General features: G+C 40.5%; 11 protein-coding genes. 10 read left to right on the top strand and 1 reads right to left on the bottom strand.

What is annotated here, in order from left to right; all coding sequences use genetic code 11:
• Complete coding sequence (gene pta, locus CYO89_RS06585; RefSeq protein WP_103597682.1) at positions 1–1,368, bottom strand: phosphate acetyltransferase; 1,368 nt, start codon at positions 1,366–1,368, stop codon at positions 1–3.
• Between the two features lie 66 nt (positions 1,369–1,434).
• Here pta and flgH point away from each other — a divergent pair, with 66 nt between their 5' ends.
• The 10 genes from flgH (at position 1,435) to CYO89_RS06535 (ending at position 12,978) form a co-directional block, all read left to right on the top strand.
• Complete coding sequence (gene flgH, locus CYO89_RS06580) at positions 1,435–2,142, top strand: flagellar basal body L-ring protein FlgH (protein ID WP_002940928.1); 708 nt, start codon at positions 1,435–1,437, stop codon at positions 2,140–2,142.
• A gap of 346 nt (positions 2,143–2,488) precedes the next feature.
• Positions 2,489–3,634: a hydrogenase small subunit gene (locus tag CYO89_RS06575; protein ID WP_021085837.1), complete on the top strand. Its 1,146-nt coding sequence runs from the start codon at positions 2,489–2,491 to the stop codon at positions 3,632–3,634.
• Positions 3,635–3,643: 9 nt separating this feature from the next.
• A complete protein-coding gene (locus tag CYO89_RS06570) occupies positions 3,644–5,362 on the top strand; it encodes a nickel-dependent hydrogenase large subunit (RefSeq protein WP_103597680.1) in 1,719 nt (572 codons plus the stop codon).
• 9 nt (positions 5,363–5,371) lie between these two features.
• Positions 5,372–6,052, top strand: a complete 681-nt coding sequence (cybH, locus tag CYO89_RS06565; protein ID WP_103597678.1) for a Ni/Fe-hydrogenase, b-type cytochrome subunit — start codon at positions 5,372–5,374, stop codon at positions 6,050–6,052.
• Positions 6,052–6,594, top strand: coding sequence for a HyaD/HybD family hydrogenase maturation endopeptidase (locus CYO89_RS06560; RefSeq protein WP_103597677.1), 543 nt, complete (start codon positions 6,052–6,054; stop codon positions 6,592–6,594). Before cybH ends, CYO89_RS06560 begins: the two co-directional genes overlap by 1 nt.
• Positions 6,591–8,063: a hypothetical protein gene (locus CYO89_RS06555; protein ID WP_103597675.1), complete on the top strand. Its 1,473-nt coding sequence runs from the start codon at positions 6,591–6,593 to the stop codon at positions 8,061–8,063. Before CYO89_RS06560 ends, CYO89_RS06555 begins: the two co-directional genes overlap by 4 nt.
• Positions 8,047–10,272, top strand: a complete 2,226-nt coding sequence (gene hypF / locus CYO89_RS06550) for a carbamoyltransferase HypF (RefSeq protein ID WP_103597673.1) — start codon at positions 8,047–8,049, stop codon at positions 10,270–10,272. The genes CYO89_RS06555 and hypF overlap by 17 nt, the downstream gene beginning before the upstream one ends.
• Before the next feature lie 45 nt (positions 10,273–10,317).
• Positions 10,318–10,731 carry a nickel-responsive transcriptional regulator NikR gene (gene nikR, locus CYO89_RS06545; protein ID WP_087583272.1) on the top strand — a complete coding sequence of 138 codons (414 nt, stop codon included), beginning with the start codon at positions 10,318–10,320 and terminating at the stop codon, positions 10,729–10,731.
• Positions 10,732–11,095: 364 nt separating this feature from the next.
• Complete coding sequence (locus tag CYO89_RS06540; protein WP_103597671.1) at positions 11,096–12,358, top strand: DUF2157 domain-containing protein; 1,263 nt, start codon at positions 11,096–11,098, stop codon at positions 12,356–12,358.
• Positions 12,355–12,978, top strand: a complete 624-nt coding sequence (locus tag CYO89_RS06535) for a GDYXXLXY domain-containing protein (protein WP_103597669.1) — start codon at positions 12,355–12,357, stop codon at positions 12,976–12,978. The genes CYO89_RS06540 and CYO89_RS06535 overlap by 4 nt, the downstream gene beginning before the upstream one ends.
• The last annotated feature ends 52 nt before the right edge of the window (positions 12,979–13,030 follow it).

Raw genomic sequence — 13,030 nt, 5'->3', positions numbered from 1 at the left:
TCACTCTCCTGCTTGTATCGCGCTTATTAAGATGGTATTTACGACGTCTTCTACGAGGCAGCCGCGGCTTAGGTCATTTACTGGTTTTTTTAGCCCTTGAAGTATTGGGCCCACTGCTAGGGCATTTGCGCTTCGCTGAACTGCTTTGTAACAGATGTTTCCGCAGTTTAAATTTGGAAATATAAATACATTTGCCTGCCCAGCCACATCGGAATTTGGCATCTTTTTGCTAGCCACGCTTAGATCAACCGCCGCGTCAAACTGAATTGGCGCAGCTATTTTTAAATTTGCATCAAGCGCGCTCGCCTTTTTGGCAGCCTCTTTTACAAATTCCACATCAGCCCCGCTGCCACTATCAGCAGTTGAGTAGCTTAGCATGGCGATCTTTGGGCTAAGACCAAAGGCACTTGCTGTTTGAGCGCTACTTAGCGTGATGCTGGCTAGCTCATCTGCGCTTGGATTTGGCGTGACGGCACAGTCTGCAAAGAGTAAAATTTCTTCTTCAAGCGCCATGAAAAATGCCCCGCTTACCACGCTTACATTTGGCTTTGTTTTTATGATCTGTAGGGCTGGGCGGATCGTATCAGCCGTGCTCATCTTAGCGCCACTTACCAAGGCATCAGCTATGCCTTCATGGATAAGCATCGTGGCAAAGTAAATTTTATCTTTTGCAAGCGCGTTTGCCTTGGCTTCATCCACGCCTTTATGCTTTCTTAGCTCATAAATTTTCTTTGCAAATTCGTCTGTTAGCTCGTTTTGTGCTGGGTTTAGCACCTTTGCTTTGCTTAAATTTAGCCCCAAAGTGGCTACCTTTTTTGAAATTTCGCTCTCAAGCCCTAGCAAGATGATATTTGCCGCACCTTTTTCTAGCACGATGTGAGCTGCTTTTAAAATTCTCTCATCATCACTTTCAGGCAAAACGACTGTTTTGTTTGCCACTTTGGCTCTTTTTAGAAGCAGGCTTTGAAATTTAAATGGCGTGATGATCTCGGCTTGGTAGCTTAAAATTTCATCAAAATTATCGGTTATTAGAAGCTTTGAGTTTAAATTTAGTGCCATTAGCTCGCTTGCATTTTCGTCAAAAACAGGAGCGTTTAAATTTCTAGCTAGCTTTAAATTTAGCTCGCTCTTACCAAAGACGCTAAAGCCCTCACAGCCAACGACTATGACGAAGTCGCTTCTCTCCTTTAGCTCTTCAAATTTATCTATAAATTTTAAAAAAAATTCCTTTTCATTTAAATTTATTAGATTTTTTTTGTCATTTTCGTCTGGAGTTATCTTAAAGATCTCAACTTTTTTGAATTTTGTAGCTATAATTTCCTGCAAATATGCTAGATTTTTGTCTGAAAAAATGTAACAACTTTTCATTTGTGACCTTTTTGGGAACTTAAATTGCTTAATCTTAGCACAAAGATACTTATTTTAAGGCATTTTATGAACTATAAAAAGATATGGCTCGTCACATTTGCGGGCATTTTTTACACAGGTTGCACCCCAAGTGCAGACCCTCATATCAATATGAAACCTCCAGTTTATGTCGAGCAACTCCCTTCAAAAGATAGTGGCAGCGGTCAAAGCAACGCTGGCAGCCTCTTTGGCAAGGGCGAAAATCCGCTATTTTCAGATAGAAAGGCGATGAATGTAAATGACATCGTAACCATCGTCATCTCAGAAAATGCAAGTCAAATTTCAAGTGGCAGCAAAAGCACCAACAAAGATAGCACTATTTCGCTTGGCGGTGGCGTTTTCACAGCTGGAGCCGCACCACTTTCAACCGTGGCTGATAATCTAAACAAATACGGCGACATCGGCTTTAAAGCAGGTGGTGGCAATAAATTTACAGGTAGCGGCACTAGCAACAGAAGCGAGAAATTTACCGCAACCATCTCAGCTAGGATCATCAAGATCTTAAATAATGGCAACTACTTCATCGAGGGCAGCCGCGAGCTACTTATAAATGGCGAAAAGCAGATCATGCAAGTAAGTGGCGTCATCAGACCTTACGATATCTCGCAAAACAACGAAATCGACTCAAAATACATAGCTGATGCCAAAATTTTATATAAAACCGAGGGCGAGCTAGACAAATCAACCAAAAAACCTTGGGGCACAAGGCTTATGGAGGCTATCTGGCCATTTTAATGCAAATTTAAAAGCCTAAATTTAACCCGTTTAGGCTTTTAAAAATTTATATTTCAAAGCCCTTTCTTCTTAAATATACTAAATTATATTTTTTAAAAATTATTAAAAATTTAATTGATATTTGCTTTCAGAAAAATATCTTTTTTCTTTAGCAGTTTGTAAAAATAGGATAAATTCCCACTAAATATTATTTTTTAGCATATTTTAGGACTATTGATAACAAGGCATTTAAAAATTTATACTTTAAAATTTATTTAAATATAATTATTAATGAAATAAAATAATATTTCTCTTTTCAAAAAAAGATAATATACAAAATAAATAAATTTCTAATGAAGGAGCTTATATGAATAATGACTTGCGTCAAAAGATAAATAGACGCTTAAGCGAACTTAGTGCATTGCCTAAGATGAAAAATGACACTAGTATTGCGCAGCTTTTAAAAGATAAGGGCTTTACTAGGCGTGATTTTATGAAGTGGGCTGGTGCGATGACAGCTTTTATGGCATTGCCAAGTGCGATGACACCGATGGTTGCTCGTGCTGCTGAGCTAAGCGATAGGCTCCCTGTGATATGGCTTCACATGGCAGAATGCACTGGCTGTAGCGAGGGCTTGCTAAGAACCGACGCTCCAAGCATAGATAGCCTTATATTTGACTACATAAGCCTTGAATACCACGAAACTATCATGGCAGCTGCTGGCTGGCAGGCTGAAGAAAATTTAGAGCATGCGATAGAAAAATATAAAGGCAGATACATCTTGCTAGTTGAGGGTGGCGTCCCAACTGGAGCTACTGAGCACTTTTTAACAGTCGGACCTCACGGTACAAGCGGCAAAACTCACGCCGTAAATGCCTCTGCTAACGCAGCTGCTATCTTTGCTATTGGCACCTGTTCTAGCTTTGGCGGTATCCAAGCAGCTAAGCCAAATCCAACAAATTCAGTTGGTCTTTCAAAGGTGACTGACAAGCCAGTCATAAACGTGCCAGGCTGTCCTCCAAGCGAGAAAAACATCGTTGGCAACGTGCTTCACTACTTGCTATTTGGTACTTTGCCTGCACTTGATGTTTATAACAGACCAAAATGGGCTTATGGCTTAAGAATTCACGATCTTTGCGAGAGACGCGGTCACTTTGACGCAGGCGAATTTGTCCAAAGCTTTGGCGACGAGGGCGCAAAAAATGGCTACTGCTTATATAAAGTAGGCTGTAAAGGTCCATATACATTTAATAACTGCTCACGCGAGAGATTTAACCAGCACACATCATGGCCAGTTCAAGCAGGACACGGCTGTATAGGCTGCTCAGAGCCAGACTTCTGGGATACGATGGGGCCGTTTGAAGAGCCGATGGCTGATAGGCTATTTGACACTGTTTTGGGGCTTGGCGCTGATAATGTAAGCGATAAAATAGGCATTGGAATTTTAGCTCTAGCTGGTGTTGGCATAGCGGCTCACGCTGCACTAGCTTGTATGAGTAAAGATAAAGAATAAGGCGAAAAAATGAGTGAAAAAAGAATAGTAATAGACCCTATAACACGTATCGAAGGGCACTTAAGAATAGAAGTCGTAGTCGATGAAAACAACGTTGTCAAAGAGGCTTACTCTGGCTCAACTCTTTGGAGGGGCTTAGAGCAGATAGTAAAAAACAGAGACCCAAGAGATGCTGGCTTTTTCATGCAAAGAATTTGCGGCGTTTGCACATACTCACACTACAGAGCAGGCATAGTAGCAGTTGAGGACGCCCTTGGCATCAAGCCTCCGCTAAATGCAGAGCTAACTAGAACGCTCATGAACGCAGCTTTATATCTTCACGATCACATCGTGCACTTTTATCAGCTCCACGGCATGGACTGGGCGGACGTCGTCTCTGCGCTAAGTGCTGATGTGCATAAAGCTAGCGAAGAGGCGTTTAAATACACAAGCACGCCATTTGCAACAGGAGCTGATAAGCTAAAAGAGGTAAAAGAGAGGGTTGAAGCCTTTGTTAAAAAGGGCAACCTTGGACCATTTGCCAACGCATACTGGGGACATAGCACATATAAATTTACTCCAGAGCAAAATTTAATCGTCCTCTCTCACTATCTTGAGTGCCTTAGAATCCAAAGAACAGCAGCTCAGATGATGGCTATCTTTGGCGCGAAAAACCCACACCCACAAAGCCTAACAGTTGGCGGCGTGACCTGCGTGATGGACCTTATGGATCCAGCTAGAATGGGCGAATATATGAGTAAATTTGCTGAGATCAAAGAATTTGTCGATAGAGCTTACTACCCAGATATTTTGATGGCTGCTAAGGCTTATGCAAACGAGCCAAGCGTTCTAAACGATGTTGGCGTATCAAATTTATTCTGCTACGATGAGTTTTTGATCGGTAAAAATGACCATCTATTTAAAGGCGGTATCATCTTAAATGGCGATCTTAGCAAGGTTTATGACATAGACGAAGACAAGATCACAGAAGAGGCGACAAGGGCTTGGTATAAAAATGACAAAGCGCTTCATCCATATGATGGTGAGACTGAGGCAAACTACACTGGCCTTGTTGATGGCGAGAGCATAGACGGTGAGGGCAAACTAGCTCACAGCAAGCTTTTTGACACAAAGGGCAAATATAGCTGGATCAAAGCGCCAAGGTATGATGGCATGCCTATGCAAGTAGGACCGATCGCAAGCATCGTCATAAACTACGCTAAAGGCAACGAGAGAGTTAAAAAGGTAGTCGATGAGTTTTTAGCAAAGAGTGGCTTGCCACTAAGTGCAGTTTTCTCAACTCTAGGCAGAACCGCTGCTCGTATGCTTGAAGCAAAAGTGGTCGCAGAGCACACAATGGACGCATTTAATGCCTTGATAGAAAATTTAAAGACAGATCAAGAGACCTGCGCAAAATATGTCATAGATAATAGCAAAGAGTATAAAGGCCACTTCAAAGGCAACGCTCCAAGAGGCGCGCTAAGCCACTGGTGCCGCATAAAAGATGGCGTCATCTCAAACTGGCAAGCAGTCGTGCCAAGCACTTGGAATGCCTCTCCAAAAGATGCCAAAGGTCAAATGGGCAGCTACGAGGCGTGCTTAGTTGGTATGAAGATCGCTGATCTTTCAAAACCACTTGAGATAATACGAAAAATTCACTCTTACGACCCTTGCATCGCGTGTGCCGTGCATGTTATGGACACGAAGGGAAATGATTTGAGTACTTATAAGATAAATCCAAATTTGTAAGGAGAAAAGATGTCACATAAAAATCCTGACAGGATCAGCGAATACGAATTCTCCATCGGCGTTAGGCTGACACACTGGATTAGATTTATAGCTATCACGCTTTTGATTGTGAGCGGCTACTACATCTCTTATGTCTTTATGAGTCCAGAGATCACGAGCGAGCCTACAAATTTCATGCAAGCAAAGTGGCGTTTGGCGCACCAGGTCGCTGGCTTTGTGCTAATAGCGGTATTTATCTTTAAATTCTATCTATTTGTCTTTGATAAGCACAGCAAAAAAGAGTGGATGAGCGTGCTTGACTTTTTAAGTCCAAAAGTTTGGATAGCGCAGATAAAATACTACATCTTTATGGGGCCACACCCGCATTTAAGGGGCGTTTATAACCCATTGCAGTTTGCCTCATACTTTTTCTTTTACGTCATCTTGGCACTCATCTGCCTAACTGGCTTAGTGCTTTACGCTCACGTTTATCACGAGGGACTTGGCGGAGCGATCTACGAGCCAGCGAGATACTTTGAAGAGCTTATGGGCGGACTAGCAAATGTTAGAACGATACATAGAATTTGCATGTGGATCATCATGATATTTGTGCCTATTCACGTTTATATGGCGATATTTAACGCCGTTAAAGGCAAAAATGGAGCGATGGACGCCATCGTTAGTGGCTATAAATTTGTAAAAGAACACTGATGAGAGTGCTTGTTCTTGGCATTGGCAACGTTATGTTTGCTGATGAGGGCATAGGTGTTCATTTTGTAAATTTGATGGCTAAAAACTATAAATTTACAAGCTCTAAAAACGAGCTCACTCTAATGGACGGGGGCACTTTAGCCCTCGCTCTAACTCATATTATAAGCGAATTTGACTATCTTATTGTCGTTGATTGCATTAGCGCAAATGGCGCAAGCGTGGGCGATGTTTATTTTTTCGACTTTCTAAACGTACCAAATTTTATCAGCTGGGACGGCTCGGCTCACGAGATCGAGATGCTTCAAACCCTTCATCTAATGGAGCTTGCAGGCGACAGACCGACAACCAAAATCTTAGGCATCGTGCCTAGCCGCATAGAATCATCAAATTTTAGCCTCTCAGATGAAGTTATAAAAGCTTCTAGTATCCTAGAAAAAACGCTACTTGATCACTTAAAAGAGCTTGATTTTAAGTGCGAAAAGGTGGCAAATTTCACCCTAAATGACACCCTCGATGACTACGCCAAAAAAGGTTTAAAATGATACTTGCTTTTAAATTTGACTGCTTTAAAGACCCAGCCTTTTTGGCGCCATTTTTACGCTCATTAGCTGGGGAGCTTAAGCACTCTATAAGCTGCAAAGATGATCAAATTTGCCTAAAGGTAAGTGGCTCTGCCAATGAGCTTAGCGCTCTAGCGGACAGAGCTAGCGTCATCTTGCCTTATAGCCTTTTTATAAAGCATAGCGAGGTTTGCGCGGCAGATGAGCTTGACATGGCAGGTGAAATTCAAAAGATAAAATTTGGCACGCTTAGCCCATCTCAAGCGGCGGCATTTTTGGCTAATGGCAAGGCTATTTTAAATGAAAGTGGCGCGCTTGCTTTGAGTAAATTTGATGGTGAGATAACGCTTGATAATTTTAATGAAAAGCTAAAAACCTGCCTAAATTTATTAAAAAATGGTAAGAGCATTTGCGTAGAGCAAGATGAAAATTTATATGAAATTTCTCTTGGGGTAAAATTTGATGCAAATTTCTTGATGCCTGTAAATTTAAAAGAGCTACCTAAAATTTTTATAGCTGGTGATAGGGCACAGATCGCACTTGCTAGCTTTGAAAAGCCACTTTTGGCACTAAAAACGACAGCTATTTATAGGCAAAACCACGAGGGCGCACCGCTATTTTTTGACGTGATGGCACCAAATGACCTTTTTCTTTACGCCCTTTGCGAACAGCTAAATAAAGAGGGCTTTAGCTTTTTAAGCGTTTCTGTAAAGGAGCAAAAAAGCGCTCTTTCAAGGCTTGCTTTGCTTGAAAACAGCGCACTTTTAAGCCCGTTTTTTTACACAAAAGATGAGAAATTTGAGCTTAGCTATTTTGGCGAGGTGTCTTTGGGACTAAAATTTAGCAAATTTAGCGATGATGAAATTTGCCTGCTTTCAAAATCAAGCAAAACACAGCTTCTATTTTTACCAAAATTTAGCAGCTTTGAAGAAATTTATGAGCTCATAAGAGCCCAGGAGAGCGGCGAAAGGCTACTTGAAAACTTCAGTAAAGAGCGCGCCTTGCCAAGTGGTAAATTTAGCTCAAACGCTAGCTTTTTCTCGCTATTTTGCATAGCTGGACGCTTGCTTGGCTTAAGTGAGGAGTTTAAAAAAGCAGGGGAGAATTTACTCCTTATGGCAAGTGATTTTAGCGGTCAAAAGGGCGTTAGGATCGATTATAAGATGAAAGATGACTTTGGTTTAGACGGGGTTAAGTTTGTAAAAAGTATCATTTCATTTATCCTTGCTGGCGCTGGAGAGAAGAACATCAGCTTTGGTTGCACCGAGTCTTTGGCGCATTTTTTGAGCGATTTTAGCTATGAAAAACGAGATAAATTTAACATCAAAAATGTTACTTTAAGCGGGGATTTATTTTATAATAAGGTAGTTAGCAACTTGATAAAAAAGCACCTAAACCCAAATATAAAAACAAATTTTGACCCCGGATTTGGCGTTGAGATCAAGCTTTAGATATGAGATCAAAGGCTTAGTTCAAGGCGTTGGTTTTAGACCTTTTGTCTATACTTTAGCGGACAAATTTAAGCTAGTTGGCGAAATTTACAATGATGACGAGGGCGTGAAGCTAAATTTTAGCGGCGAAGAGGCTAGCTTTTTAGCTTTTGAAAAAGAGCTTTATGAGAAGCTGCCAGCCCTTGCTAGGATCGATGAACTGCATAAATTTAAGATAGATAAAATTTATGAAAAGCTTGAGATCATCGCTTCAAAATCAGCCACCAAGCAAGCGCCTATCTTGCCTGATTATGCGCTTTGCGATGACTGCTTGCGCGAGTTTTATGACCCCACAAACCCACGCTACAAATACCCATTTATAAACTGCACCAACTGCGGACCGAGATTTTCCATCATCAAAGCATTGCCCTACGACAGGGTAAATACGACGATGAACGAGTTTAAGATGTGCGAGTTTTGTGAGAGCGAATACAAAGACCCGCTTAACCGCCGCTACCACGCAGAGCCGATCTCTTGCCCAAACTGCGGGCCAAAGCTCTATCTAAAAGACAAATTTGGCAAAGTCTTGGCTAGTAAAAACGAAGCGGCAAAAGAGGCGGCCACGCTCATAAACGAGGGCAAAATTTTAGCCATTAAGGGGCTTGGTGGCTTTCATCTAGTTTGCGACGCGACAAATGAAGACGCAGTTTGCGAGCTAAGAGCTAGAAAACACCGCCCAAGCAAGCCCTTTGCACTGATGAGTAAAAATTTACAAAACGCTAGAGAGATAGCGCAAATTTCAGAGGCTGAGGCGAAGCTTCTTAGCTCAAATTTAAAGCCAATCGTCTTGCTTGAAGCAAAAAATGGCTCAAATATCGCAAAAAGTGTCGCTCCAAATTTAAACAAGCTTGGCGTCATGCTTGCATTTAGCGGCATACATCTTTTGCTATTTGATTATTTAGAGCACGACATCATCGCAACTAGCGCAAACATCTCAGGCGAGGTTGTGATAAAAGATGAGAGCGAGCTAAGAGAAAAACTAGGTGATGTTATAGACTTTTACCTTGATCACGACCGAGAAATTTACTCGCCAAGTGACGATAGTATCGCATTTTGCGTTGGAGATGAAGTTGTTTTTACAAGAACAAGCCGTGGGCTAAATCCAAATTTTATCCATACAAATTTCAAGCAAAAAGGGACGTTTTTAGCCCTTGGAGCGGAGCTAAAAAGCTCATTTTGCATCTACAAAGACGGACTTTTGATGATCAGCCCATATATCGGCGACCTAAAAAATGTGGCGACTTTTGATAGGTTTAAGGATATTTTCACCCTTTTTGAAACGACTTATGATCTTAAAATCGAGAAGGTCATAGCCGATCTGCATCCAAATTTTTTAAATACAAAATGGGCGAAAGATCAGGGCTTTGAGCTAGTTCATCTGCAGCATCACTACGCACATTTGCTAAGTGTGATCTTTGAAAATGATTTGCCAGACAAAGAGTATCTTGGATTTTGTTTTGACGGCACTGGATACGGAGAGGATGGCAAAATTTGGGGTGGCGAGGTTTTTAGGCTGGATAAAAAGAGTTACGAGAGAGTTTATCACTTTGATGAATTTAGCTTATTTGGCGGCGAAAATAGCATAAAAAATATCTACCTCATCGCTTATTCTATTATTTTGAAGTATGAGCTTGAAGACGAGGGGCGTAAATTTCTAGTAAATTTTGATGAAAAGGTGCTTCGAAATTTCAAGATGATGGAGCAAAAGGGGCTAAATTTAGTAAAAACTAGCTCTGTTGGTAGGATATTTGACGCATTTGGTGCGATAATATGTGGCATTTCTCACTCAAGCTACGAGGGAGAGAGTGGTATGAGGCTTGAGGCGCTTTATGATAAAAATTTAGATGTGTGTTACAAATTTAGCCTAAATGACGGAGTTATCGGCTTTAAAGAGGCCTTTAAAAGTGCTTTAAAAGATGAGCCAAGAGTGGCTGCAACGGCATTTATAAATGGCATGGCTGATATTATTTTTGAAATTTCTAAAAATGAGAAAAAAGAGATTTTACTAAGTGGTGGAGTTTTTCAAAATAAGACTTTGCTTGAACTTATTTACAAAAAATTTACTAAATCAAATTTGAAATTTTATATCAATAAGAAATTCTGCAGTAACGATTCTAACGTAAATTTAGGGCAAATTTATTATTATTTATCCACATTTTCTAATAAGTGATGTATAATTATTTTAAACGGTAATCAAACGAGAAAGGAGCAAAAAATGGATAGTGTTATACGTTTTAGTGTCTCTTTGCCTAGTCAATTACTAGACGAACTAGATAGAAAAGTTAGCGAACAAGGCTACGCTTCTAGGAGTGAATTTACAAGGGATTTGATCCGTGAAAAGATCGTAAACGACAGCTGGAAGGACGCTAACGAGGAGTTGATTGGGGTTTTGACGCTCATTTATGTGCATCATCACAACGATTTGGTGAATAAAAAAATGGATATCGAGCATGACTCTGATGTGAAGATCATCTGCACAAATCACGTTCATGTCGATCACCACAACTGCTTAGAAACGATCTCTATAAGGGGCGAAGCGGAGAAGATAGAGCGCTTTGCTGACAGGATTGCTGGCTTAAAGGGTGTTAAGTTTTCTAAACTTACAAAGGCTGCTGTGCCTAAATTTTAAGCTAAAAGCTTTTTTGGCTGTTAAATTTAGGATTTTTGTAAATAGCTAGCAGTGCTCTTGGCTGCGGAGCTTGTCTTATTTTGTCTTTTTGATAGTTTTTTAGCAGTTTTTGTGATCCATTTTTGCAAATTTATAGCAGGGTTTTGCTGCATTTTTTTGCGCATGCCATGTATCTTTTTGGTAAAAATAGTTTGATGACCGTTTCTTTTTACTTGGGCTTTGGCTAAAGCTAAATTTGCAAAAGCACGCCCAAGTTTTTTGGCTTTTTAAATTTCTCCTTTTTTGCTTTATTTTTGTTCTAGCATTTTTGGCGCTTGTATGCTATCATTAGCCACAAAAAAATGTCATTTAAAGAGAATGAAAGATGAATTTTTACAATAGAAATTTTCTAGCCAAAGAGCTAGATCGCTGGCAAAAAGAGGATGTGGTCGATAAGGCCACCGCTTTAAAAATAGCAAATTTATATGATATAGATATAAACGCTCATAGCGAAAAGACTAGTTTTATATTAAAGTTGGTTGCCTATCTCTTTTTCGCGCTGGCATTTTTTACCCTAGTTGGAGCTTACTGGGAGGAGATACCAAGGATGGGGCGCCTTGTCATCATCTTTGGCGTGCTTGCTCTTTTAAATTTTGGCGGAGTTTATTATCTCAAAAAGGGCAAAGATAAGCTTGGCACGGCCACGCTCTTTTTGGGAAATTTCTGCTACGGAGCAGCCATAGCGCTTATCGCTCAAATTTATAATATTAGCGACGAGCCAAGTGGCGGAGTTTTGCTCTGGAGCGTTGGAGCTATGGCGCTCTCTTTTGCTAGCAAAAAGCCCTTGCTGGTGGCTCAAAGCCTTGTTTTTGCGACGATCTGGTTTGTTTTAAAGGGCACGGGCGGCGAGTTTGCTTATGAATTTATCGTCTTTATAGCCCTTGGCACCTACACGCTTTATAAAAGTGACTCTATTTTTCTTGCGATTGTGCTTTTGGCGGATATATTTTTCTACATCGTTTCGCTTTGCGCTAGGATCAGCGGGTTTAATGAATTTTATGGCTATGATCTTATGTTTAGGGCGCCGATGGCTGCTACTTTATCACTCTCATACGCACTTTTACTTGTCGCGCTCTTTGGCGCGTTAGCTGGCTTTAGAGATAGACTGGCACACCTTGTAAAAGGCTTTGGCAAGTATCTTGGTATCATTATCTTGATCGTTTGCCTGATAGCTTATGCAAATGGCGATATCTACGAGCTAGAAGAAGATAAATTTTGGTTTGCAAAAGCATTTTTTTATAGCAGTTTTGGCAAGGTTTTTGCCGTATTTAGCATCGCTAGCATTGCGCTATTTTTCAAAGAGAAAAACAAAAGCGGCTTGCTTCTTGGCTTGATACTCTTTGCTTTGCCATTTGTCTTTAGCTTAGGCGTTGGATATGCAAATATCTTCTTCTCACTAGCAAACATCATCGTCGCTGCCGTGCTTATCAAAAATGGCGAGCTAACGCTTGGACTATGTATGATATTCTTAGTTGCGGTGGTTAGATACTTTGAGCTAATAGGCGATTATTTGGGGGCTACGGCGCTATTTATCGTCTTTGCCTTCGTTGTGCTCGCAGTCGCTGCTAAAAAAGGACGTACAAAATGAAGATAAGATCACTAATACTAGCCATAATTTTTCAAATTTTACTAATAATTGCGATGCTCGCATACGCACTCATGCCACTTTATCTTGGAAAAGAGATAAAAGTGAGGGTAAATCTTTACGATCCAAGGGATCTCTTTCGCGGAAACTACGTGAGCTTGAGCTATGATTTTTCAAATCTGCAGCAGTCTAAATTTGATGAAAAAACTGGCGTTGAGATATATATATATGATAGAAATATCTCAAAAAATGATGAAATTTACGCCATTTTAAAGCAAGATGCTAATGCCACTTACGCTTTTGATAAATTTAGCTTTACTAAGCCAAAAGACGCTCTTTTCTTAGCTGGCAAATTTGATGGATATTCATTTGTAAAATATGGCATCGAAGAGTTTTACATGCCAACTAAAAAGGCAAAGCAAACTGAGCGAGAGATGATGGATCAAGACGTGGATGCTGTTGCTGTTTTGATGGTGATGGATGATGGCAGGGCAAGGCTAAAAGATATCATCATCACACCAAATGGCAAAAAAAGAAGCAATGATGAAAATTTTGATGAAAATGGCTACACAGATGATAACGAGAGCTTTGAAGAGCCAGTTCGCTTGCAAGATCAAAGGTAAATTTAAAGGGTAATTAAAAAACGGGTTAATTTATCTAATTTGCATAAAATGC

The organism is Campylobacter concisus (assembly GCF_002913765.1).
GTDB classification, from domain to species: Bacteria; Campylobacterota; Campylobacteria; order Campylobacterales; family Campylobacteraceae; genus Campylobacter_A; species Campylobacter_A concisus_BB.
This window is presented reverse-complemented; position numbering and strand designations above follow the sequence as displayed.